The organism is Aureimonas sp. AU22 (assembly GCF_001463745.1).
Classification (GTDB): domain Bacteria; phylum Pseudomonadota; class Alphaproteobacteria; order Rhizobiales; family Rhizobiaceae; genus Aureimonas.
Window position 1 is genome coordinate 37,787 of record NZ_BBWJ01000006.1, and the last position, 21,821, is coordinate 59,607.

Here is a 21,821-nt window from a genome sequence, read left to right on the forward strand (position 1 = left end):
CCTCAGCCCCGATCGACCTCGGCCTGCGTCAGCGTCGAAGCGGCCTCGCTTCGGCGGCCACGGGCCGCAGCCAGGCGAAGGCTGATGCGCTCGCGCCGCTCCACCGCCGTCATGCTCTCGCCGCCGGCAGCGGCAAGATCCGGCGCGGCCGCCGTCGCGCGCCCTGTGCGGCGAACGCCGAGCTCGCGGATTCGCTGGCGCAACGCCTCGCGCCGCGCCTCGATCTCCGTCATCTCGCCGGGGAACGCAGCGGCTGGCGTCGTCTCGTCCGCCACCGCTTGGTCGTCGCAGGGCATCTCGAGGGGCTCGGCGGTCTGATCCGCGTCTTCGATCGCCTGCACCGGCGCTTCCGCAGCGGCCACCGGCTCGTCGTGGGTGCCGTCGGCATTTCCGACCGCCATGGGGTCGGCGGCGACGTCGTTTTCTTCGGCCGCTTCAGCCCGAAGCTCCGGGTCTCGTCCTCGCGTTTCGCTTTCGCCGCTGGCCTCCGGGTGGTCGAACGTGCCGCCCCGCAGCGACCAATCCCCTTCGGCGGGATCGAGGGCCGGCGCAGCGACTTCGGACGCTTCGGCCTCGGCCGGCGCGGCTTCGGCGGCCGGAGCGAAGTTCGGCTCCGTCGCCGGCCGGCGCATGGGGGCAGCGGCGATATCGTAGGCGCCGTAGGAAAAGGCGGGGCGGAAGGGCTTCGGCTCGTCGGCGATGCGGTCGGCCGCGACCGAGGCGGGGGTCGCGGTCCCGCGCAGGGCCCGGACGGCGGCCACCACGAGCGCCAGCGCGACGCCGAGACCGATCCCGCCGATGAGCCCCAGGATGACCACCAGCTTGCGCGACAGGCTGGAGGGATGGAACGGCACCGTGGCGTCGGAAATGACGCGCACGTTGGTGGTGTTCAGGCTTTCCTGCTCGCTCGTCTGGCGCGCGCGCAGAAGATAGGCCTCGTAGACCGCCCGCGAAGCATCGACTTCGCGCTCGAGTTCGCGAAGGCGCACAAAGGCGCCGCTCGTCTCGATCTGGCGGGTGCGCAGGGTATCGATCTGGCCCGCAAGATCGCGCTCGGTGGCCTGGGCACGGGCGAGCTCGGTCTGCGCCGAGGCGACGATCCGCGACAGCTCCGTCTCGATGCCGCGCCGCGCCGTCGTCACGGCCTGATCGGCGGCCATGCGCTGCGGATGGCGCGGACCAAGGCGCGAGGCGAGGATCGCCTGGTTCTGGGCGGCCTCGGAATAGACCTGACGAAGACGCAGCAGCGCCTCCGAGTTCAGCCCCTCGGGGAAGTTGCCGGCGGCGATGTCCTCGACGCTCGCCTCGCGCAGCGAACGAGCGCGCACGTTGAGGGAGGTGATCTGCGAGCGCACGTCCGCGAGCTGGTTGTTGACGCGCGTGATGTAGTCGTCGTCGATCAGGCGGCCGCCGACGCCGACGAGCTGGTTCTGAGCCTTGTAGGCTTCGGCCGCGTCCTCGGCTTCCACCACCCGTGCGCGCAGCTCGGCGAGGCGCGACGACAGGGCGGTCGTGGCGCGGCGGGCGAGGTCCGACTGCGCCCGGCCCTGCTCGGCGATGAAGATCTGCGTCGTCAGATTGGCGAGGCGGGCCGCCTTCTCGGCGTCCTCGCTCTCCACCGACACGTTGATGACGAAGCTGTTGGCGTTGCGCACGGCGGAGATGTGGCGCCACAGGTTGGTGACGGTGCGCAGTTCGCGCGTGTCGGCGGCCTGGGCGGGATCGTCCGACGTGAGGGCCGCCACCGTCGCCGACAGGCCGCCGAGCCAGCTCTGGCGCAGGCCATTGAACTCGGTGTCGGCGGTGAGGTCGGCCTCGCGCACCACGCGCAGAAGCACGCTGTTCGACGTCATCACCGCGATCTGGCTTTCCACGAGAGCCAGCGCCGCATCCGTGTTGAGCCCGTTCGACGTCGGCGTCAGTTCGTTCTGAACGAGGTTGAGCTCGCGCGGATCCAGCACGATCTGCGCGGTCGCCGTGTACTGCTTGGGCTGGGACATGGCGAGCGCGCCGGCCGCCACGGCGCCGACGACGCCCAGAAGCAGGATCTTGCGATGCGCCTTCCAGACGGCGCCGGCGAGATAGGCGGGGTCGAGAAAGCTCTGCTGGCGGCGCTCGGCGTCCTGCGCCGGGACGGGATCCCAGCGCGAAGCGGGGCGGGATGCGGCATCCTCGGCATAGAACATCGAAAGGCCTTGGAACGGGGAAGGCTTGTGGTCGCTGCCCCTACCTTTCGTCGCTCATGGCAAAGAAAGCGTTAAGAGTGTGGATCGCCTTCCGTTGGGTCAGCCCTGCGCCAGCCTCCGGCGGAGATCGGCGTACCAGGCCTTGGGCTTGAGTTCGGCATCGAACGGCAGAGGACGACAGGGCTGGCCGTCGCCGCGCGGCATCACGTCCTCCACCCAGTTGTAGCGATCCGTCATGCCCCAGGTGATCACGGTCTCGGGGCGTTGCCCGCCCAGCAGTCCGTCGAGGAAGTCGCCGACGACCTTGGCCGCGGCCGCGTCGACCTCGACCGTCCCGCCGGGAATCTGGAAATCGATGACGTCGAGCTCCGTCGCCAGGAGGCCGACGCCAAGCGCCTTCAAGTCCGCGCCGAAGCGGGCGAGCGCCTCCACGTCGATTTCCTGATGCGCGTAGAGATGGCCCTGGATGCCGACGGCGTCGATGCGGATGCCGGCGTCCTGAAGCTGACGCACGATTGAGAGCGCGATCGCGCGGCGCTGGTCGAAGCGGGGGCCGCGGAATTCGAGATCGTAGTCGTTGAGCACCAGCCGTGCCTTCGGATCGGCGCGCGCGGCCGCCTGGAAGGCGATCGGAATGTGCCGGGGGCCGAGCGTCCGCACCCAAAACGTGTCGCGCAGCGGACCGCCCGTCTCCTCGGGGTCGTGCGCGATCACCTCGTTGACGACGTCCCAGCTCGTGAGCCGGCCCCGGCAGTGGTCGGCCACGCGCTCGATGTGCTCGACGAGCGCGCGCTCGAGATCGCGCGCATCCTCGATCGCTTCCAGCCAGGGCGGGTTGGTGGACCACCAGACGAAGGTGGTGCCGCGGGCAAGCTGGCCGTTGCGCTCCGACCATTCGAGCAACCGATCGGCGCGGCTGAAATCGAACGCGCCGCGTTCGGGTTGCACGAGCGCGAACTTCAGTTCGTTCATCGGCATCACGAGGTCGCATTCGCGCTTGAACAGGTCGCGATAGCCGGTATCGTCGAAATACTCGGCCTGGATCGCCGCGCCGAAAGGGATGCCAGGGCCGGCGGCGGCAGCGCTGCCGGGCCATCCGCCTGCCAGGGCGGCGGCGGCGCCCAGGAACGAACGGCGCGTTAAGTTCGCGCCGTTATGGAAGGGCATGCGCGGCGCGGCGCGGAACGCGCCGTCTCGGTCCTTCGTCATCCGTCCGCTGCCTCCCAAGGTGCTTCATGCGACGCCCCGGATTCCTGACAGGAAGTCTTGAAGCAAAGCTGAACATGGCGCGCGACTACGCCAAGCTCCTCGGCGGGTCGGGCGGGCGCCTCGTTCTGTCGCTCGCCTATTTCACCGCCGTCGCCAATGTCCTCACCGTGTCGGAGTTCGGCCTCTTCGCCACCGCCTCGGCCACCGGCATCGTCCTGTCGCGCATCGCCGGTCTCGGCTTCGTCTCGCCGCTCTACCGCTCGGCGACGCGCAAGCCCCAGCTCGTCGGAACCTACACGGCCGGGCTCCTGGCCGCCTTCGCCCTGTCTCTGCCGCTTGTGGCACTGGCCGGCGCCCTGTTCTTTCTCGGCGTCTTCGCCGGCGACATGGCGCCCCTGCCCTTCGCAGCCATCGTGGCGGCGGAAGTGGTCTGCTGGCGGGCGCTGGAGGTCGTCTGCATCGTCAACAACGGCATGAACCGCTTCGGGCGCGCCTCCGTGCTCGTGGTGGCGGGCACGGGCGCCAAGGCGCTCGCCGCCCTTCTGTTCGCCGGAACGGTCGGCCGCGAGGGCGGGCTCGCCGCCTGGAGCCTCTTCTACCTCGCGGCCAACGGCGCGGCGGCGCTCGGCGGCATCGTCCTCCTCTACCCGCGCCAGCGCCTGCGCTGGCGCCCCGATCTCTACCGCCGCCGGGCCGCCGACAGCTTCGCCGTGGCGGGCGCCGAGGCGCTCTTCTATCTCCAGTCCGAACTCGACAAGCTCCTGGTCCTGTCGCTCGGCGGACCGCACGTCGCCGGTCTCTACGCCATGCTGATGCGCCTCGTGGACCTCACGGCCCTGCCGGTCCGCTCGTTCAACATGATGGCGGTGCAGGCGTTGATGCGTCGGCCGGATCGCCTGGATTCGTGGCGCGTGCGCTGGGGGGTGGAGGCCGGCATCGCCCTCGTGTCCGCCGGGGGCCTCGCCGCGCTCGGCCTCGTTCTGCACGTTCGACCGACGCTGCTGGGCGCCAACGTCGCCGACGCCGCGCCCCTTGTGCTGATGGCGCTTCTGGTCCCCGCCTTCCGCAACCTCGTGGAATACGAGGGCGAGCTTCTCTACGCCCGCGGTCGCACGGGTGTGCGGGCCACCATCCTCGCGTTCCTGACGGTGATGAAGGGCGGGCTCTTGACGCTGGTGCTCGGCGGCGGTCAGGCGACCGGCGACACGGCCTGGGTGCTCGGCCTCAACGGCGTCTTCGCCGCCCTCTGGCTGGCGTCAGCCATGTCGACCTACATGGCGCTTGACATGCGCCGTGCGCCGCTGCCGCGTCCGGCCTGACTACAGCCCGGCGGCGCGCCGGATCAGCGCCGGGTCGGTGCCGGTGAAGGACTGGAGGCCGACCGCGACCTGATGGTCTCCGAGGTTCGCGAAGAAGTCGGACAGGCCGGCCGCGTCGAGCGGGGGGCCGTCCCAGTAGACGGCGCACCGGCCGAGCGCTTCGGGTCGATGACGGTCCGGACGCTCCTCCGCCTCGTCGACGAAGCGACCGTAGATCGTGCATTCCGACAGGGCGCGCGAGGCGCACAAGGCGGCCATCGCCGGGCGCCGCGCGATGGCGGCGATCCGGTCGAGAAGATCGCGCACCGTGTCGCGCCGCCAAGCGATCAGCGTGCCGATATAGGTGGTGCGCGTCGGGACAGGGGGCTTCAGGCCGATGAGGCGAGCGGCCCGCTGCGCCCAGACCTCGTGTTCGGCCTGGAGATGGGGAAGCACCTCGTCCATGCCGTCGGGCACGCGATAGAAGGCGACCCGCCCCCCCTCCTCCATGGAACCGACGTCGAACGGCCTCACGAAGACGACGTCGGAATCGAGGGAGACCATCGCCCCCTCGTCCATCGTCGCTGCCATGGAGAAGCGGCGCAGCTGCTGGACGTGCCAGCCGTGGAGGGGCAGGCCGAACGGGGAGACCCAGAGGCGCCGCCCGCGCTGGCGCGGATGGTTCACCGGGCGCAGCCACCAGGGCAGAAGCGCGCGTTCCGAGACGATCCGGCGCTTGGGTCCGGCAAGCGGCCGGAACAGGTCGAGATCGCGCGCCTCGACCAGGATGTAGTGGGTCTCGAAGCCCGTCACGAAGCGGTCGATGCTGTGGCACAGGAGACGGCAACGCTCGAAGTCGCCGCGATAGCTCGACGTGACGAGCGCGAAGCGCATCGGGCTCATTTGCGGATGCGCTGGCGTGCGATCCGCGCAAGGAACACCGGATTGCCCGCAAGGTAGCGCTTGGCGAGGCGCCGCGGCTCCATCAGAAGCCGCCAGACCCATTCGAGGCGCATGCGCCGCACCCAGGCCGGCGCGCGAGCCACCTTCCCGGCAGTGAAATCGAGCAACGCACCGACCCCGAAGGAGACCGGCGCTTCGCGTGCGCCCACATGCCGGGCGATGAAGAGTTCCTGTCGCGGCACCCCGATGCCGACCAGAAGAACGTCGAGCCGCGCGAGCCGGATCCAGTCGAGGATCTGCTCCGTCTCCGGGCCTTCCGAAAAGAAGCCGTGCGAGACCGCGAGGAACCGATGGCGGGGAAAGCGCTCGCCGAACCGCTCGGCCGCCCGATCGACGACGCCGGGCTCGCCGCCCACGAGGCCGACGCGCAGCTCGAACCGCGTCTCCGAGAAGAAGCGAGGCAGGAAGTCCGTGCCGTTGAGGTTTTCCGGGAAGGGCTCGCCGAAGAGCATGCGCGAGCCGACATCGACGCCGATGCCATCGGGAAGACAGAGCATCTGCGCCATCACGGCGCTGTAGTCGGCATCCGTCACCGACACGTTGACGCAATGCGCGTTGACGAAGGCGATCTGGAGGCGCCTGCGGGCGGCGAGCGCCGCCTCGATGCGGGCGATCGCCTCCGCGCCGGTCACGGCGGCCACATCGAGCCCCCCGAGACGCCTGGTCACGGCCGGCGTCTCGGTGGTCTGGCGCACCTTCACGGGTGTGCCGGCAGCGGGACGTTTCGGCGCGGGATCGATCATGACGCGAGAGCCTCCTCTACCACCGGGACGGAAGGAACGTCCTCGTCGCCGGGGCCGAGCCCCAGAAGCCGCAGCCCCGCCCGCACACCCCGTTCCAGATCGGCGCGCTGGCGGGCCGCGAAGGCACGCCCGTCGAGGCGCAGCGCCTCGCCGGATCGCTCGCGGCGCACGAGGTCCGTCAGCGCCTGCGCGAAAGTCTCGGGATCGTCGGCGATGCGCACGTTGCCGGGCAACGCCGCGCCGATGCCGCGCAGGGCGGACGGCGTCGCAACGGCAGGCATGCCCTCCTCCAGGGTTTCGATCGTCTTGAGCTGGACGCCGGTGCCGCCGCGCGTCGCCAGGGCCACGACGCGGCCCGATCGCACGAAGGCCTGGGCGTCGGGCACCCGTCCGAGAAAGGACACGTGAGCGGGGGCGGCCGGCGGCGCTCCGTCGAAGCGCCCGGCGACGGCGACCCGGATGTCCGCGCCAAGCCGAGGCGCGACCTCGGCGGCGAACCAATCGAGGCCGAGACGGTTCGGCGCCCAACTCCAGGTCCCGATCATCACCACGTCGAACCGGCGCGAACCATCGTCGGCAGCGGCGTCGCCGCGCCCGACGCTGAGGCTGAGCGGGATCGAGCGGGCATCGCCCGCGAGGCCGAGGCGCTCGGCGTCGGCGGTGGCAAGGCTGTGGATGACCCGCGCTGCGGCACAGAGCCGCGCCTCGCCCGCCTGCAGGAGCCTAGCCTCGCGCCGATAGAGGAGGCGCGAGCCGAGGCCCCGCGCACTGCGGCTCATCTCGGCTGCCGAAAGGTGCTCGACATTGTGGGCGACGAAGATCGAGGGCGCGAGCGACAGAAGCCCGGGAAAGGCGAGCGGAAGTTGCGCCGCCGACACGACCACCGCATCGAAGGGGCCGGCGCCGCGAAGCCTGTCGAGGAGATCGCGCTCCGGCATGACCCGAAGCTTGGCCGCACCGACCGGCAGGCCGAATCGGAGCGCTGCGATGACCCAGAGGAACTTGCGTGCGGCCCCCGCCCCGGCGTTCTCGATCGCAAGCTCGCCGAGATCCACGTGCGGCCCGTCGGCCGGCGCGGCGCCGGGCCGGCGAAACCCCGCCACCGTCACGCGTGCGCCCGCCGTGCGGTAGGCTTCGGCGATCGCGCGGTTGGCGATTTCGAAGCCTGTCGCCGGCTCCCGTTCGGGCAGGAGCGATGTCACGAAAAGGATATGCATCGACGTTCGGTTCTGTCCTGTTCGATATCCAGTCTGTCATGCGCCAGTTGCGATTTCGTCAAAGCCTCGGTTTTTGCGCGTCACGTTCGCGGGATATTCAGCACTCCGCCGCTAGCGTGGCCGTCATGGAAGACCAACGCACCGCCTCCCCTTGCGTCACGATCGAAGCGCGCTCGCCCCACGATGCGGCGGGTTTCGACACGGTGGCGATCGTTCCCACCTTCCGGCGGCCGGAGGGGCTCCTGCGCACGCTCGCCTCGCTTCGCGCCCAGCGCACGACGCGCCGGCTTGCCGTGATCGTGATGGAGAACGATGCGGAAGGGCGCGAGGGCCTGTCGGCCGCCCGCACCCTTTTCGAGACGGGCGCGATGGCCGGCCTCGTCCTGATCGCGCACGAGCGGGGCAACTGCTCGGCCTATAATGCGGGCTTCCAGGCGGCGCTCAGCGAGTTTCCCGCCATGCGCCATTGCCTCGTCATCGACGACGACGAGGCGGCGGAGGAGAGCTGGGCCGAGCGCATGACCGAGGCGCTGGTGCGCCTCGACGTCGACGTCGTAGGCGGGCCGCAGGTGCCGGTCTTCGAGGGCGGCGCGCGGGACGCGGTCGCCCGCCATCCCGTGTTCCGAGCACCCTACAGGGCGACCGGCCGGGTTCCGATCCTCTTCTCGTCCGGCAATCTATGCCTGTCGCGCGCGCTACTGGAGCGCATGGGCGATCCCCTCTTCGATACTGCGTTCAACTTTACCGGCGGGGGCGACGCGGACTTTTTCTCCCGCGCGGCGCGCTCGGGCGCGCGCTTTGGCTGGTGCGCTGAGGCCCGGGTATCCGAGACCGTTCCGGCCCGGCGCACGCAGTGGTCGTGGATCCATGCGCGCTCGCTGCGCAACGGGGCGCTGTCGAGCGAGATCCACCGGCGTCGTCAGGGACGCCTGCGCTCAGGGCTCAAGACCGCCGCGCTTCTCCTGGCGTCGCCGCCGCGCGCCCTCGCGCAGGGCCTGCGCCAGCGCTCCCTTCTCATCGGCCTTTACCCGATGCAGGTCGCCCTCGGCAGGCTTCAGGGCGAATTCGGCCGGATCGGCGAGCAGTACCGCAAGCCGGAGGCGAACTGACCGGCGGGGACGAGGACCCCTTTCCATCGCGGGATCGATGGGTTAGACGGGCCGCCCCGCCCCTTCCCCCGTCCCGAAGCCTCGCCCGGCCGAGGTGGCGACGCCGTTTTCCGTGAGCCCATCGCCATGTCCGTCACCTTTGCCGGCCTCGATTTCGGCACCACCAATTCGACGCTTTCGATCTGCGCCCCGGGCGGCACGCCGCGTCTTCTCGCCGTCGAGGGCGAGCACCTGACCATTCCGTCCGCCCTGTTCTTCTCGCTCGAGGATGGGCAGACCTATTTCGGGCGTCGCGCCGTGTTCGAATACGTGGATGGCGCCGAAGGGCGCTTCATGCGGGCCCTCAAGAGCATCCTCGGCTCCTCGCTGATGAAGGAGACGACGCAGGTCGGGCGCCAGCGCATGAGCTTCGAGGCGCTGATCGGCACGTTTCTGGAGCACCTGCGCAAGACGCTGGAACGCGAGGCCGACGCGCCGGTGGACCGCATCGTGCTCGGCCGCCCCGTGCGCTTCGTGGACGAGAGCGACGCGGCCGACCGGGAAGCCGAGGACCAGCTCGCCTCGGCCGCGCGCGCCCAAGGCTTCGCCCATGTCGAATTCCAGTACGAGCCGGTGGCGGCCGCGCTCTACTTCGAAAGCAGCGTGAATGCCGAGCAGATCGCGCTCGTGGTCGACATCGGCGGCGGCACCTCGGACTTCTCGATCCTGCGGCTCGGCCCCGACCGCGCCCGCCTTCCCGACCGGGCGGACGACATTCTCGGCACCACCGGCGTGCATGTCGGCGGGACCGACTTCGATCGCCTCCTCAACATCGCGCGGATGCAGCCGCTCCTCGGTCTCGGCTCGGCCACCGCCGACGGAAAGCGCACCCTGCCGGTCTGGTACTTCAACGACCTGGCCACATGGCACCGGATCAACACCCTCTATACGGCGAAGGTGATCGCCGACATCCGCTCGCTCGCCAAGGAAGCGGCGGAACCCGAGAAACTGAAGCGCATGGAGCATGTCCTCACCCATCGCTCCGGCCACCGGCTGGCGGGGGCGGTGGAAAAGGCGAAGATCGCGCTGACGCACGACGAGGAAACGGCGATCCTCCTTCGCGAGCCGGGACTGACGCTCGAAGCGCCGGTGACGCGCGGCGAGTTCGAGGCGGCGACCGGCGAGCTGGTGGAGCGGATCGGCGGTGCGATCGAGGCGGCGCTGCGACTGGCGGGTCTCGAACCGCAAGCGATCCAGACCGTGATCCTCACCGGCGGCGGCGCGCAGGTGCCGGCGGTGGCCCAGGCGGCGACCTCGCGCTTCCCCGATGCGCGCGTGGCCCTGTCCGACGCCTTCGGCTCGGTCGGTCTCGGTCTCGGCATCGACGCCGCGCGCCGCTTCGCCTGACGGTTTGCCAGGGCGCGGCGCGGCGCGCTAGGGAGGGGTCCCGGAACACAAGGAGCCCGCCATGACCACGCTTACGCTCGACACCGCCCGCCGCATCGTGGAAGTCGCCCGTGCCAAGGGACGCGAGCTCGGCCTGAAGCCGCTCACCGTCGCGGTGCTGGATGCCGGCGGCGACCTCCTGGTGCTGGAGCGCGAGGACGGCGCCTCGCCGCTGCGCCCGGCGATCGCGATCGGCAAGGCCAATGGCGCGGTGCAGATGGGCGTCGGCTCGCGCGCGCTCTGGAAGCGGGCCGAGGAGCAGGCCTATTTCGTCAACGCGGTGAACGCGCTGGCCGGCGGCTCGCTGGTGCCGGTTCCGGGCGGTGTCCTGATCCGGGACGGCGGCAAGGTGGTGGGCGCGGTCGGCATCACCGGCGACACCTCCGACAACGACGAGGCGGCCGCGGCCGCCGGCATCGCGGCCGTCGGCCTGACCGCCGACGCGGGCTGAGGAACGCCTGTCGAGAGCGCCTGTGCTGCTCGGCCCTGCTGCGCGGGCGCGTTTCGGCGCACCCGCGCGGTCTTGTTTCGGCGACGAGGCAGACGACATGGAAAGGGCGATGGTCGCCGGCCGTGCGAGCCCCGCCGCCAGCGGCCGAAGCTTGCGGGCCGGGACGAATCGTGGCTCCTGCAGATCAGAGATCCAGGGATAGATCGATGCGGCACGACGCGTCCTCCAGCTCAGACAACGCCGCCGGCGCCCGCCAGCGCCCGCAGCGCATGGGCGCCCTCGCGACCCTCCCCATCTTCTTCGATCTGAGGGCCAAGCGCGCCGTGATGGCCGGCGGCACGGACGGCGCAGCCTGGAAGGCCGAACTCCTGGCCGCATCCGGAGCCACCGTCGACCTGTATTGCCCCGCTGCCGAGATCGGCGATGAAATGCGCGTGGTTCTCGAGCTCCCCTATCCGGACGGCGCGATCCGGCACCACGACCGCCCCTGGGGCACGGATATCTTCCCGGCCGCCGCCCTGGCCGTCGCCGACTGCGAAACGGATGCCGAGGCGAAGGCCTTCTTCTGCGCCGCCCAGGCGGCCGGCGTACCCGTCAACGTGATCGACAAGCCGCCGTTCTGCCAGTTCCGCTTCGGCACGATCGTCAACCGCTCGCCCGTGGTCGTCGGCATCTCGACGGACGGGGCGGCGCCGATCCTCGGCCAGGCGATCCGCCGCCGCATCGAGACGCTGCTGCCCGCCACCCTCGCCGGATGGGCGAAGATGGCGGCGCGCGTGCGGGCCGAGGTGATGGACCGACTTCAACCGGGGCCGGCACGCCGCGCCTTCTGGGAGCGTTTCTCCGACGACGCCTTCACGCGCCGCGTGCCGGACGAGACGGCCGAACTCGAGGCGCGTGCCTTCGTGCGCGAACTCTCCGCCCGCCCCCAGGCCGGCGGCCGCGTCACCCTGGTCGGAGCGGGACCGGGCGATGCCGAACTCCTGACGCTCAAGGCCGTCCGCGCGCTTCAGGCCGCCGACGTCATTCTCTTCGACGATCTCGTCTCGGATGACATCCTGGAGCTCGCCCGCCGCGAGGCCAAGCGCATGCTCGTCGGCAAGCGGGGCGGACGCGAAAGCTGCCGCCAGGAGGACATCAACGCGATGATGACCCGCTTCGCGCATGCCGGGAAGCATGTCGTGCGGCTGAAGTCGGGCGACGTGTCCGTGTTCGGTCGCTCGGGCGAGGAGATCGCGGACCTTCGCGCGCAGGGCATTCCCGTCGCCATCGTGCCGGGCATCACGGCGGCATCGGCGATGGCCGGCGCCTTCGGCGTCTCGCTCACCCACCGCGACCGCGCCCAGCAGGTGCGCTTCGTCACCGCCCACTCGCAGAAGGGCGACCTGCCGGACGAGATGGACTGGCGGGCCCTCGCCGACGACCATGCCACCACGATCTTCTACATGGGCGGGCGGATGGCCTCGCGCATCGCCGAGCAGCTCATCGCGCATGGCCTGGCGGGGGAAACGCCGGTGGCCGTCGCGGCCGCCCTGTCGCGACCGGACGAGATCCGAGCGGTCGGCACCCTGTCGCAGCTCGGCGAGATCGTCGGGCACGTCGGCATCGATCGCCCCATCCTCATCGGCGTCGGCCGCGTCTTCGCCGATGTCGAGGCCGCAGCGCTTCTCGGTTACGAACCGGAGCGGCTCGATCCCTCTCGCCAAACCTCGCGCCTTCAGGCAAAGGCCGTCTGAAACGACGGAGGACGAACGATGGGCGAGCAGGTGACGCTGGCGGGGTTGACGGACGCGCTCCTCAGCGAAGAGGGCGAGCGCCGGCGCATCGTGGCGATCGCCGGCGCGCCGGGATCGGGCAAGTCGACGACGGCCGAACAGCTGAAGGAGCGGCTGAACGCGCGCCGCGAGGGCGTCGCCGACATCCTCCCGATGGATGGCTTCCACTACGACGACCTCGTGCTGAATGCGCGGGGTCACCGCGCGCGCAAGGGCGCGCCGCATACGTTCGACCTCGACGGCTTCCGCACGGCGCTGGAGCGTCTGCGGGCGGACGACGGGCGCGAAGTGGCCGTGCCCGTCTTCGACCGCTCGATCGAGATCGCGCGGGCCGGCGGGCGCATCATCGAGCCCGAGGCCCGCATCATCCTGGTGGAGGGCAATTACCTCCTCCTCGACGAGCCCGGCTGGCGCGATCTCGGCGCCCTCTTCGACGTCACGGTCATGGTCGAGGCGAGCGAGGAGGTGCTGATCGATCGGCTCACCGAACGCTGGATGGGCTTCCAGCTGGAGCCGGAAGCCATGGTGCGCCAGATGGAGGGCAACGATCTGCCGAACATGCGCCTCGTTCTGGCGAAGAGCCGCCCGGCCGACCTCGTGCTGCGCTCGGACGCAGGCTGAGGCGTCTCACGACGCCGCCAGCCACACCCCGACCGCGATCCAGAAAGGCAGCGTGACGATCGAGGCGAAGGTGGTGGCGACGAGCGCGCCGCCCGATTTCGCCGTCCCCTCGCGATAGATCGCCGACAGGATCGTCCCGATGAAACCCGCGGGGATCGCCAGGGCCACCACGATCCGCGCCTCGATGGCGGGCGGCAGGGCGACGACGAGGCAAAGCGCGAGAGCCAGCGCCGGTCGAAGGATGTTGGACAGAAGCACGGCGAGGACGCTCGTGCGCGACAGACGCAGGCGCTGCGTCGACAGGATGACGCCCGTCAGGAAGAGGCCGGCCCCGCCCGTCGCCTGCGCCAGCGGCTTCAGGACCGCGATGGCGAGGTCCGGAAACGGCAGGCCGGCGAACGCGATGAGGAAGCCGAGCAGCGGCAGGATCGTCATCGGCTTGACCAGGGCCGCGGCGAGCGCCCGGCCGACGTGCCCGCCGCCCTGCATCTCCAGCCGCATGAAGCAGTAGAGCGTCACCGTGAACGTGCCGACGAGGTTGGCGACGGCCAGCGTCACTTCGGAACCCGGCCCCTCCAGCGACTGGAACAGGCCGAGGCCGATACCCCCGAGATTGGGCATTCCGACCGTCTGGACGTAGAGCGCCGTGGTGATTGCCGGTAGCCGCCAAGCCCGCGCGAAGACGAGCGCAAGGCCGAGCAGCGCCAGAAACGTCAGGAGATAGACGGCGGTCGGCACGAGTTCGGCGGCCAGGAGCGCGCGCGGCGCCGTGACGATCGCCAGGAACAGCGCGACCGGGAGGGCGAACTGGGCGACGAAGGCACCGAGCATGCCGGTCGCGCGTGCATCCACCCAGCCGCGCCGGCCGGCCGTGAACCCGAGGCCGATCACGAAGAAGACCGGCGCGAGCGCGAAGAGGAGAATCGTGAACATCGGGCCGGGCCGCAGCGCAAGAAGGGCCGGCGGAGCGACCGCCGACCCTTGTGGCATCGTTTGGAACCGGACGCGAGAGACTTTCGCCGGCCGAGCGTCAGTGCAGCAGGGTCGCGGGCCTCAGCGCATGACGGGACCCGCGCGTCAGCGCATCGCGGGCCCCGCGCGTCAGCGCATCACGGGCATCGAGAACTCGGCGCCCGACTTGATGCCGGACGGCCAGCGGCTCGTCACCGTTTTGGTGCGGGTCCAGAACTTGATCGAGTCCGGGCCGTGCTGGTTGAGATCGCCGAAGGACGAGCGCTTCCAGCCGCCGAAGGAATGGTAGGCAAGCGGCGTCGGGATTGGCACGTTGATGCCGATCATGCCGATGGGAACGCGGCTGGCGAAGTCGCGCGCGGCGTCGCCGTCGCGGGTGTAGATGGCGACGCCGTTGCCGTATTCGTGTTGTGTGGGCAGGGCGAGCGCGTCCTCGTAGTCCTTGGCGCGCACCACCGAAAGGACCGGACCGAAGATCTCCGCCTTGTAGATCTCCATGTCGGGCGTGACGTGGTCGAAGAGGCAGGAGCCGACGAAGAACCCGTCCTCGTAGCCCTGCATGCGGAAGCGGCGACCGTCGACGACGAGCTTGGCGCCCTCCCGGACGCCCGCCTCGACGAGCCCGAGGATCTTCTCCTGCGACGCCTTGGTGACGACTGGGCCGTAGTCGGCGGCAGCGTCCGTGTAGGGGCCGATCTTCAGCGCCTCGACCTTCGGGATCAGCTTCTCGACGAGGGCGTTCGCCGTCGCCTCGCCGACCGGCACGGCGACCGAGATCGCCATGCAGCGCTCGCCGGCCGAGCCGTAGCCCGCGCCGATCAGGGCGTCCGCGGCCATGTCGAGATCGGCGTCCGGCATGATGATCATGTGGTTCTTGGCGCCGCCGAACGTGTGGGCGCGTTTCCCCCGCTTGGTCGCCTCGGCATAGACATGCGCCGCGATCGGCGTCGAGCCGACGAAGGAGATCGCGGAGATGTCGGGATGCTCGAGCACGGCGTCCACCGCGTCCTTGTCGCCGTTGACGACCTGCAGGATGCCCTTCGGCAGCCCCGCCTCCATCATCAGTTCGGCGAGGCGCATCGGCACGGACGGGTCGCGCTCGGAGGGCTTCAGGATGAAGGCGTTGCCGCAGGCGATGGCCGGCGCGAACATCCACATCGGGATCATCGCTGGGAAGTTGAAGGGCGTGATGCCCGCCCCGATCCCGACGGGCTGGCGGATCGAGTACATGTCGATGCCCGGCCCCGCGCCTTCGGTGAACTCGCCCTTCATGAGGTGCGGAATGCCGATCACGAACTCGCAGACCTCCAGCCCGCGCACGATGTCGCCCTTGGAGTCCTCGACCGTCTTGCCGTGCTCCGACGACAGGAGCTCGGCGAGGTCCTGCATGTGAGCGTTGAGAAGCTCGACGAACTTGATGAAGACGCGGGCGCGGCGCTGCGGGTTGGTGGCGGCCCATTTCGGCTGGGCCTCCCGGGCTGCGTCCACGGCGCGCTGCAGATCGTCCCGGCTGGCCAGCGCAAGCCGGGCGGTGGCCTGGCCCGTCGCCGGGTTGAAGACGTCCGCATAGCGTCCGCCCGTGCCCGCAACGCGCTCGCCGTCGATGAAGTGACCGATCTCGTTCATGCTGTGTCTCCCTGTCTCCCCTTTCGTTCTGGCGCCTGGTGCGGCTTGAACGCAAGGGGCCCGATCGTGCATCCATTGTGCGAAAATCGTAGTCTTGCCGGCGGAGCGTGCATGAACTGGGACGATGTGCGGGTGTTCCTGGCCGTCGCGCGGGCCGGACAGATCCTGTCCGCTTCGCGGCGGCTCGGCCTCAACCACGCGACGGTGGGGCGCCGTCTGGACGCTCTGGAGGGCGCGCTCGGCGTGCGTCTCTTCGAACGCCGACCCGGCGGTTGCACGCTGACGGGCGAAGGCGCGGCGTTTCTGCCCGCCGCCGAACGGATGGAGGCGGAAGCGCAGAGCGCTCGCGCCCTCGTCGCCGAAACCGACCTCTCCCTGTTGGGCACGGTCCGCATCGGAGCGCCGGACGGGTTCGGCACCGCCTTTCTCGCGCCGCGGCTGAAAGGCCTGATGGAACGCCATCCCGCCCTCGTTCTGCAACTCGTACCGGTGCCCCGCGCCTTCTCCCTGTCGCGCCGCGAGGCCGACATCGCGATCACCGTGGAGCGGCCGGACCAAGGGCGGCTGGTCGCGCGCAAGCTCGTGTCCTACAGCCTCCGGGCCTACGCGGCGAAGGCCTATCTCGCCCGCGCGGGACGCCCGCAACGCCTGGAGGATCTCGCCGATCATCCCTTGATCGGATATGTCGACGACCTCCTCTACAGTCCGTCGCTGCAATATGCGGGCGAGTTCTCGCCGGGCTGGCAGAGCCGGCTGGAGATTTCCTCCGCCCTCGGCCAGATGGAGGCGGTGGCCGCAGGGCTCGGCATCGGCATTCTCCATGCCTTCGCCGCCGCAGATCGGCCGGATCTCGAACAGGTGCTGCCCGAGCGCGAGATCCGCCGCGAATACTGGCTGGTCTATCACGAGAGCGCCAGGGGTCAGGCCCGCGTGCAGGCCGTCGCCCGCTACATTGCAGAACTCGTGGACGAGGAGCGCGCACGGTTCGGATGATCATGTCACCCCCCAACGACACGCGTTTTTTGCACTGCAACATATCGGACGCGATGGACAAGCGTTGCCTCAAGGGACGGCCTCAAGCCCCTCCACATGGTGCTCACGCTTCGTTTCTCGCCGGTAATAACGATTTACCTGCCGAAAATCCGGGGGTTTCCTGCCCACGCAACACATTGGGATGGTGAATGAATCGTCCCCGACCCATGCCATTTGTCGCACAGCGAGCGTCGCCAGCGGCTACTCCTTCTGTGCAGGTGCGAAACAATCCGTTGCCGGAATGCATCTACTCCTTTATAGGATGCTTACCGTTCTTTTAAGAACTCGGCGAGAATTGCGATGGCTAAGATCACCACGTTGGCGGCTGGCACCAAGAGCAACGTCACGCAGCAGCCTGTGGCGGTCGACCTGTCCCGCCCGGTCGGCGGTTCGCTCAAGCGGGCGGTCGACGTCACCTTGACGATCGGCGCGCTGCTCGTGCTCAGCCCGCTCATGCTCCTCATCATCGTCGCCATGAAGATCAGCGACCCCGGTCCGGTCTTCTTCGGCCACAAGCGCGTCGGCTTCGACGGACGTCATTTCCGCTGCTACAAGTTCCGCTCCATGGCGACGAACTCGGCGGAGCTGCTTCAGCGCCTGCTGCAGAGCGACCCGGCCGCGCGTGCCGAATGGGAGGCGACGCAGAAGCTGCGCGACGATCCTCGCGTCACCCGCCTCGGACGCCTCCTGCGCGAGACGAGCCTCGACGAACTCCCGCAGCTCTTCAACGTCCTGCGCGGCGAGATGAGCCTGATCGGTCCGCGCCCGATCGTGGACGAGGAGGTGCACCGCTACACGCACCGCTTCGAGGCCTACAAGCGCACCCGCCCCGGCGTTACCGGCATGTGGCAGGTCAACGGGCGCTCCAACACGAGCTACGCTTCGCGCGTGAAGTTCGACACCTACTACGTCCGACACTGGTCGCTGTGGCTCGACATCCAGATCCTGTTCAAGACGGTCAAGGTCGTCATGAACCGCGAAGGCAGCTGCTGAGGCATCTGCCCGGCAGGACGAAACGATCAGGGAGGGTCTTCGGGCCCTCCTTTTTGCGTAGGGGTATCCCCGCTTCCGCCCTGCGCGGCTTCGTGCGAGGAAGAACGCCATGACGTCCGCTTCCGCCCCCTCGCCCGCCCGCCTCGACCTCGACGCGCTCGTCGACCCCCTCGCCGACCTCGCGATGGAGGCCGGCGCCTGCATCATGCGTCATTACCGGCCGGACGTCGCCGTCTCCCGAAAGGGCGACGGCTCGCCGGTGACGCAGGCCGATTGCGAGGCCGAAGCGGTGATCCTGGCGGGTCTGCGGCGACTGGCGCCCGGCGTGCCCGTGGTTGCGGAAGAGGAGGCCGCGGCCGGCCGCGTGCCGGACGCCTGCCCTCGGTTCTTCCTCGTCGATCCGCTCGATGGAACGCGCGAGTTCATCACGGGCAACGGCGAGTTCACAGTCAACATCGCCCTCGTCGAGAACGGCGTGCCGGTACTCGGCGTGGTGTTCGCGCCCGCGATCGGCCGATTGTTCGCGGCTAGCCCGTCCGGAGCATGGCGGAGCGAAGGCGATGGTGAACGCCACGCGATCGGGGTGCGCGCGGCTCCCGGCGCGCTCACCGTGGTCGGGTCGCGCAGCCATGGATCGCAGGAGACGGAGACCTTCCTCCAGGGCCTCCCCGTCGCGGGCTTCGCCGCCTGCGGATCGTCGCTCAAGTTCTGCCTCCTGGCGGCAGGCGAGGCCGATCTCTACCCCCGGTTCGGCCGCACGATGGAGTGGGACACGGCGGCTGGCGATGCGATCCTGCGGTCGGCCGGCGGTCTCGTGACGACCTGCGACGGCGAGGCGCTCCTCTATGGCAAGCGCGAACAGGAAGGCGACTGCGACTTCGCCAACCCGCATTTTCTCGCCTTCGGCGATCCCGCCCTCCTGCGGCTCGCCCGCATGGACAGGTCCGTAGCGGCACTCTAATCCGGTGGCGTCCGTCCAGGAGGCCGCCATCCATGTCCCCATCCGAGCCCGACCAGCCCGGCGCGTTGCGTATCCTCGTATGGGGCCGCACCACGGCGCACGGCTCGCCTCTCGTCTCGCGCCTACGGGCAGCGGACGGCGAGCGGAGCCCCGCGGTGATTGACCTGCGCGGCGAGACGGACAGTGCCGGCTTCGCACTCGCCGCGTCCCGCTGCGATGTCGCGGTGCTGGTCACCGATGCACCGGCCGGCGTCGATCAAGATTTGCGGCAGCGGGTCGGGATCGCGCAGTTGTTGGGGCTCCGGCAGCTGATTCTCGCAATCCACACCGAAGGCGATACCGGCCCCGGAGCCTTCGCCCGGATCGCCGCCGACTTCACTCGCTTCGCTGAGCCGCTCGGCTTCGCCACATGCCTTGCGATCTCGCTTTCCCCCGATGCCGTCCCGGGGACCGACGATGGCGACGCCTTGCTTCTCTCTCTCCTCGAAGGTGCTCGGATCGCCCCCGAACACGCCGGCATGCCCTTCCGCATGCCGCTCGACGATGCATCGGAGGGAACCGCGCTCCGGGGAACCGTGGTGTCCGGCCGCGTTCGCCCGGGCGATGCGATCGTGGCGGCGGGATCGGGGCGCGGCGCGAAGGTTCTCACCGTCAGCACCGCGGGAGCCGAGCGGCCGGAGGCTGTTTCGGGAGAGATGGTCACCCTGCGTGTCGATACGGCGATGGATGCGCTTGCGGGCGAGGTCCTGGCTTCCGCCGCCGACCGACCGGAGACATGCGACCAGTTCGCCGCGCGCCTCCTGTGGGCGAGCGAGGAACCGCTCCTGCCCGGCCGCGCCTACCGAATGCAGGTCGGCACGCGGCAGGTTCCCGCCAGCGTCACGCGCATCAAGCATCGGATCGATGCGGCGAATGCCGCGCCGCTTGCCGCCGGCACGCTCCGGGCCGGGGATACGGGCCAGGTCAACCTGTCGCTTGCCGAAGCGATCGTCTTCGAGCCCTTCGAGCGCAACCGCGCGCTCGGCGCCTTCACCCTGTCGGAGCCCCTGTCCGGGCGAACCGTGGCGGCCGGCCGGATCGACTTCGCGCTGCGCCGGGCCGCCAACATCCATCGCCAGGCGATCGACGTGACCAAGGCGGCGCGGGCGGCCGCCAAGGCGCAGCGCCCTGCGCTCCTGTGGTTCACCGGCCTGTCCGGCTCGGGCAAGTCCACCATCGCCAATCTGGTGGAGAAGCGCCTCTTCGCGCTCGGTCACCATACCTATCTTCTCGACGGCGACAATGTGCGCCATGGGCTGAACCGGGATCTCGGCTTCACAGCGGAGGATCGTGTGGAGAACATCCGGCGCGTCGCCGAAACGGCCAAGCTCATGGTGGATGCCGGGCTGATCACGCTCGCGTCGTTCATCTCGCCCTTTCGGGCCGAGCGGCGGCTGGCGCGCGACCTCCTGGCAGCGGGGGAGTTCATCGAGGTGTTCGTGGATGCGCCGCTCGGCGTCGCCGAGGCGCGGGATCCCAAGGGGCTCTATGCCCAGGCCCGGGCGGGCCGCATTCCGAACTTCACGGGCATCGACAGCCCCTACGAGGCCCCGGAAGCGCCGGAATTGCACCTGGAGACCGACCGACGGTCGGCCGAGGCGCTTGCCGACGAGGTCGTCGCCTATCTCGAGCGCGCCGGCTTCCTCGCCCCTGCGAGCGGTTGAGCGGCGCTCACGCCATCAACGCGAGATTGACGACGGTCAGCCAGAGGATCGCCGACAGCGCGAGGCCGACGGCCAGACCGCGCGCCGGGCGCAGGATATCAGGGCATTCCACGTAGGCCCTGGCGGCTGCCCGCCGCAGAAGGGCGGCGATTTCGAGCGATCCCGTCATGGCAAAGGGCCTCATCTTCATGTGTTCCGATCCGACCGTAGCCGAACGTCCGATCGCTGTCGCCTAAACTCGCGTTCAGGATTTGGTCACCCGCGCCTTGGCCCAAAGGTCGGGGCGTCGGTCCGCGGTGAGCCGCTCGGCTTCCTCCCGGCGCCAGCGCTCCACCGCGCCGTGATGGCCCGACAGGAGCACAGGGGGAATCTCGCGTCCCTCCCAGACGGTCGGACGCGTATAGTGCGGGTGCTCGAGAAGGCCGTTCTCGAAGCTTTCCGTCTGCCCCGACTGCGCGTTGCCCATGACGCCGGGCAGAAGACGCACGACGGCGTCGAGAAGCACGAGGGCCGCCATTTCGCCGCCCGACAGGATGTAGTCGCCGATCGAAACCTCTTCGAGCCGCCGCGCCTCGATCACGCGTTCGTCCACTCCCTCGAACCGACCGCAGACGAGAAGGACGCCCGGTCCAGCGGCGAGGTCACGCACTTGGGCTTGATCGAGCGGGCGGCCGCGCGGGCTCAGAAGCAGGCGCGGACGCCCGTCGTCCGGCGCGCTCGCCGCATCGATCGCCTCGGCAAGGACATCCGGCCTCAGCACCATGCCCGGCGAGCCGCCGGCCGGCGTGTCGTCCACGGTGCGATGACGACCGATCCCGTGGTCGCGGATCTGGCGCGCCTCGAGGCTCCAGTCGCCGCGCTCCAGAGCGCGGCCGGCGAGGGACACCCCGAGCGGACCGGGAAACATCTCGGGATAAAGGGTCAGCACGCTGGCGCGGAACGGCATCCGGCAGGCCTTCCCGTCAGGCGAAGGGTTCGACCGAAGCGGTCTCGACGAGCTTGAGGTCCAGGCCCTGGACCTCGACGGTCTTCAGGGCGTCGCGCCAGACGGTCATGTGCGGCGCACGGCCATGGGCGTCCAGCGCCTCGCGGCTTTCCCATTCCTCGTAGATGCGGATCAGGCCGGGCTCACGCAGATCCTCGGCGAAGGCGTAGACGATGCAGCCGGCCTCGGCATTGGTCGCCGTCACGGTGGCGCGCGCCACCTCGCGCACGGCGGCCAGCCCTTCGGGCGTCAGTCTCAAGGTTCCGGCAACGACGATCATTTGGCCCATCCCTTTTCCGGTCGAGGCTAAACTGCCTTCGGACCGTGCGGGTCTGGCCTATCGCGGCGGCAACGCCGGCGCAACGCCCGGCCTGGCCGGAACGATCGGTGTCAGCGCAGGAAAAACGCGCCGATGCTGGTCCAGAGCAGGGCGGACAGGCCGAGCCCGACCATGATGCCGCGTGCGGGATTGGTCGCATCCTGCTCACGGGACGTGGTGCGTGCGCGGCGGCGGGACGAGCGGGCGGGAATGGCGGTGACGGTCATGGCAGG

The 21,821-nt window shown here is 69.9% G+C and carries 21 protein-coding genes; 10 read left to right on the plus strand and 11 right to left on the minus strand.

Features of this window, described 5'->3' with window-relative positions; all coding sequences use genetic code 11:
• Positions 1-2 precede the first annotated feature (2 nt).
• Positions 3-2,186 carry a GumC family protein gene (locus AUL34_RS02685; protein WP_061930815.1) on the minus strand — a complete coding sequence of 728 codons (2,184 nt, stop codon included), beginning with the start codon at positions 2,184-2,186 and terminating at the stop codon, positions 3-5.
• A gap of 99 nt (positions 2,187-2,285) precedes the next feature.
• A complete protein-coding gene (locus AUL34_RS02690; protein WP_244492417.1) occupies positions 2,286-3,395 on the minus strand; it encodes an endo-1,4-beta-xylanase in 1,110 nt (369 codons plus the stop codon).
• 74 nt (positions 3,396-3,469) lie between these two features.
• Here AUL34_RS02690 and AUL34_RS02695 point away from each other — a divergent pair, with 74 nt between their 5' ends.
• Positions 3,470-4,714 (plus strand): lipopolysaccharide biosynthesis protein, encoded by a 1,245-nt coding sequence (locus AUL34_RS02695; RefSeq protein ID WP_244492418.1) that lies wholly within the window; start codon positions 3,470-3,472, stop codon positions 4,712-4,714.
• Here AUL34_RS02695 and AUL34_RS02700 read toward each other — a convergent pair whose 3' ends face one another.
• From AUL34_RS02700 to AUL34_RS02710, 3 genes are read right to left on the minus strand one after another with little or no spacing between them, the layout of a single operon-like run.
• Positions 4,715-5,596, minus strand: coding sequence for a DUF6492 family protein (locus AUL34_RS02700; protein WP_244492419.1), 882 nt, complete (start codon positions 5,594-5,596; stop codon positions 4,715-4,717).
• Positions 5,593-6,399 (minus strand): WecB/TagA/CpsF family glycosyltransferase, encoded by an 807-nt coding sequence (locus AUL34_RS02705; RefSeq protein ID WP_082653116.1) that lies wholly within the window; start codon positions 6,397-6,399, stop codon positions 5,593-5,595. Before AUL34_RS02705 ends, AUL34_RS02700 begins: the two co-directional genes overlap by 4 nt.
• Positions 6,396-7,616 (minus strand): glycosyltransferase, encoded by a 1,221-nt coding sequence (locus tag AUL34_RS02710; protein ID WP_061930824.1) that lies wholly within the window; start codon positions 7,614-7,616, stop codon positions 6,396-6,398. Before AUL34_RS02710 ends, AUL34_RS02705 begins: the two co-directional genes overlap by 4 nt.
• Positions 7,617-7,741: 125 nt before the next feature.
• On the opposite strand from AUL34_RS02710, the gene AUL34_RS02715 reads away from it, so the two are divergent.
• From AUL34_RS02715 to AUL34_RS02735, 5 genes are all read left to right on the plus strand, one after another.
• Complete coding sequence (locus AUL34_RS02715) at positions 7,742-8,725, plus strand: glycosyltransferase family 2 protein (protein WP_061930827.1); 984 nt, start codon at positions 7,742-7,744, stop codon at positions 8,723-8,725.
• 126 nt (positions 8,726-8,851) lie between these two features.
• Complete coding sequence (locus AUL34_RS02720; protein ID WP_061930830.1) at positions 8,852-10,111, plus strand: Hsp70 family protein; 1,260 nt, start codon at positions 8,852-8,854, stop codon at positions 10,109-10,111.
• Between the two features lie 61 nt (positions 10,112-10,172).
• Positions 10,173-10,601, plus strand: coding sequence for a heme-binding protein (locus tag AUL34_RS02725; RefSeq protein ID WP_061930834.1), 429 nt, complete (start codon positions 10,173-10,175; stop codon positions 10,599-10,601).
• A 269-nt stretch (positions 10,602-10,870) separates the two neighbouring features.
• A complete protein-coding gene (gene cysG / locus AUL34_RS02730) occupies positions 10,871-12,337 on the plus strand; it encodes a siroheme synthase CysG (RefSeq protein WP_061930988.1) in 1,467 nt (488 codons plus the stop codon).
• Positions 12,338-12,355: 18 nt separating this feature from the next.
• The gene (locus AUL34_RS02735; RefSeq protein WP_061930837.1) at positions 12,356-12,997 is read left to right on the plus strand and encodes a nucleoside triphosphate hydrolase; all 642 of its coding nucleotides are present in this window, start codon (positions 12,356-12,358) and stop codon (positions 12,995-12,997) included.
• A gap of 6 nt (positions 12,998-13,003) precedes the next feature.
• Here AUL34_RS02735 and AUL34_RS02740 read toward each other — a convergent pair whose 3' ends face one another.
• Positions 13,004-13,930 carry an AEC family transporter gene (locus AUL34_RS02740; protein WP_192845678.1) on the minus strand — a complete coding sequence of 309 codons (927 nt, stop codon included), beginning with the start codon at positions 13,928-13,930 and terminating at the stop codon, positions 13,004-13,006.
• Between the two features lie 168 nt (positions 13,931-14,098).
• On the minus strand, positions 14,099-15,595 hold the full coding sequence (locus AUL34_RS02745; protein ID WP_061930844.1) for a CoA-acylating methylmalonate-semialdehyde dehydrogenase: 1,497 nt from the start codon (positions 15,593-15,595) through the stop codon (positions 14,099-14,101).
• 111 nt (positions 15,596-15,706) lie between these two features.
• Between AUL34_RS02745 and AUL34_RS02750 the strand changes: the two genes are divergently transcribed.
• The 4 genes from AUL34_RS02750 (at position 15,707) to cysC (ending at position 20,284) form a co-directional block, all read left to right on the plus strand.
• Complete coding sequence (locus AUL34_RS02750; RefSeq protein WP_061930847.1) at positions 15,707-16,588, plus strand: LysR family transcriptional regulator; 882 nt, start codon at positions 15,707-15,709, stop codon at positions 16,586-16,588.
• A 339-nt stretch (positions 16,589-16,927) separates the two neighbouring features.
• A complete protein-coding gene (locus AUL34_RS02755) occupies positions 16,928-17,620 on the plus strand; it encodes a sugar transferase (RefSeq protein ID WP_082653117.1) in 693 nt (230 codons plus the stop codon).
• 109 nt (positions 17,621-17,729) lie between these two features.
• On the plus strand, positions 17,730-18,581 hold the full coding sequence (gene cysQ / locus AUL34_RS02760; RefSeq protein WP_061930849.1) for a 3'(2'),5'-bisphosphate nucleotidase CysQ: 852 nt from the start codon (positions 17,730-17,732) through the stop codon (positions 18,579-18,581).
• 32 nt (positions 18,582-18,613) lie between these two features.
• The gene (gene cysC, locus AUL34_RS02765; RefSeq protein ID WP_156420750.1) at positions 18,614-20,284 is read left to right on the plus strand and encodes an adenylyl-sulfate kinase; all 1,671 of its coding nucleotides are present in this window, start codon (positions 18,614-18,616) and stop codon (positions 20,282-20,284) included.
• Between the two features lie 7 nt (positions 20,285-20,291).
• Here cysC and AUL34_RS02770 read toward each other — a convergent pair whose 3' ends face one another.
• The 4 genes from AUL34_RS02770 to AUL34_RS22125 all read right to left on the minus strand — a co-directional run bounded on the left by AUL34_RS02770 (position 20,292) and on the right by AUL34_RS22125 (position 21,815).
• Positions 20,292-20,474, minus strand: a complete 183-nt coding sequence (locus AUL34_RS02770) for a hypothetical protein (RefSeq protein ID WP_061930853.1) — start codon at positions 20,472-20,474, stop codon at positions 20,292-20,294.
• Between the two features lie 54 nt (positions 20,475-20,528).
• A complete protein-coding gene (trmD, locus tag AUL34_RS02775; protein ID WP_061930856.1) occupies positions 20,529-21,230 on the minus strand; it encodes a tRNA (guanosine(37)-N1)-methyltransferase TrmD in 702 nt (233 codons plus the stop codon).
• A gap of 16 nt (positions 21,231-21,246) precedes the next feature.
• Positions 21,247-21,549, minus strand: a complete 303-nt coding sequence (locus AUL34_RS02780; protein ID WP_061930994.1) for a putative quinol monooxygenase — start codon at positions 21,547-21,549, stop codon at positions 21,247-21,249.
• Positions 21,550-21,659: 110 nt separating this feature from the next.
• A complete protein-coding gene (locus AUL34_RS22125; protein WP_156420751.1) occupies positions 21,660-21,815 on the minus strand; it encodes a hypothetical protein in 156 nt (51 codons plus the stop codon).
• Between the last annotated feature and the right edge of the window lie 6 nt (positions 21,816-21,821).

Coding starts and splice junctions, on each gene's coding strand:
- AUL34_RS02735 (WP_061930837.1), top strand. CDS start 12,356: ATGGGCGAGCAGGTGACGCTGGCGGGGTTGACGGACGCGCTCCTCAGC.
- AUL34_RS02770 (WP_061930853.1), bottom strand. CDS start 20,474: ATGAAGATGAGGCCCTTTGCCATGACGGGATCGCTCGAAATCGCCGCC.
- AUL34_RS02725 (WP_061930834.1), top strand. CDS start 10,173: ATGACCACGCTTACGCTCGACACCGCCCGCCGCATCGTGGAAGTCGCC.
- trmD (WP_061930856.1), bottom strand. CDS start 21,230: ATGCCGTTCCGCGCCAGCGTGCTGACCCTTTATCCCGAGATGTTTCCC.
- cysC (WP_156420750.1), top strand. CDS start 18,614: ATGTCCCCATCCGAGCCCGACCAGCCCGGCGCGTTGCGTATCCTCGTA.
- cysG (WP_061930988.1), top strand. CDS start 10,871: ATGGGCGCCCTCGCGACCCTCCCCATCTTCTTCGATCTGAGGGCCAAG.
- AUL34_RS02685 (WP_061930815.1), bottom strand. CDS start 2,186: ATGTTCTATGCCGAGGATGCCGCATCCCGCCCCGCTTCGCGCTGGGAT.
- cysQ (WP_061930849.1), top strand. CDS start 17,730: ATGACGTCCGCTTCCGCCCCCTCGCCCGCCCGCCTCGACCTCGACGCG.
- AUL34_RS02695 (WP_244492418.1), top strand. CDS start 3,470: ATGGCGCGCGACTACGCCAAGCTCCTCGGCGGGTCGGGCGGGCGCCTC.
- AUL34_RS02755 (WP_082653117.1), top strand. CDS start 16,928: ATGGCTAAGATCACCACGTTGGCGGCTGGCACCAAGAGCAACGTCACG.
- AUL34_RS22125 (WP_156420751.1), bottom strand. CDS start 21,815: ATGACCGTCACCGCCATTCCCGCCCGCTCGTCCCGCCGCCGCGCACGC.
- AUL34_RS02690 (WP_244492417.1), bottom strand. CDS start 3,395: ATGACGAAGGACCGAGACGGCGCGTTCCGCGCCGCGCCGCGCATGCCC.
- AUL34_RS02700 (WP_244492419.1), bottom strand. CDS start 5,596: ATGAGCCCGATGCGCTTCGCGCTCGTCACGTCGAGCTATCGCGGCGAC.
- AUL34_RS02710 (WP_061930824.1), bottom strand. CDS start 7,616: ATGCATATCCTTTTCGTGACATCGCTCCTGCCCGAACGGGAGCCGGCG.
- AUL34_RS02740 (WP_192845678.1), bottom strand. CDS start 13,930: ATGTTCACGATTCTCCTCTTCGCGCTCGCGCCGGTCTTCTTCGTGATC.
- AUL34_RS02745 (WP_061930844.1), bottom strand. CDS start 15,595: ATGAACGAGATCGGTCACTTCATCGACGGCGAGCGCGTTGCGGGCACG.
- AUL34_RS02715 (WP_061930827.1), top strand. CDS start 7,742: ATGGAAGACCAACGCACCGCCTCCCCTTGCGTCACGATCGAAGCGCGC.
- AUL34_RS02750 (WP_061930847.1), top strand. CDS start 15,707: ATGAACTGGGACGATGTGCGGGTGTTCCTGGCCGTCGCGCGGGCCGGA.
- AUL34_RS02705 (WP_082653116.1), bottom strand. CDS start 6,399: ATGATCGATCCCGCGCCGAAACGTCCCGCTGCCGGCACACCCGTGAAG.
- AUL34_RS02720 (WP_061930830.1), top strand. CDS start 8,852: ATGTCCGTCACCTTTGCCGGCCTCGATTTCGGCACCACCAATTCGACG.
- AUL34_RS02780 (WP_061930994.1), bottom strand. CDS start 21,549: ATGATCGTCGTTGCCGGAACCTTGAGACTGACGCCCGAAGGGCTGGCC.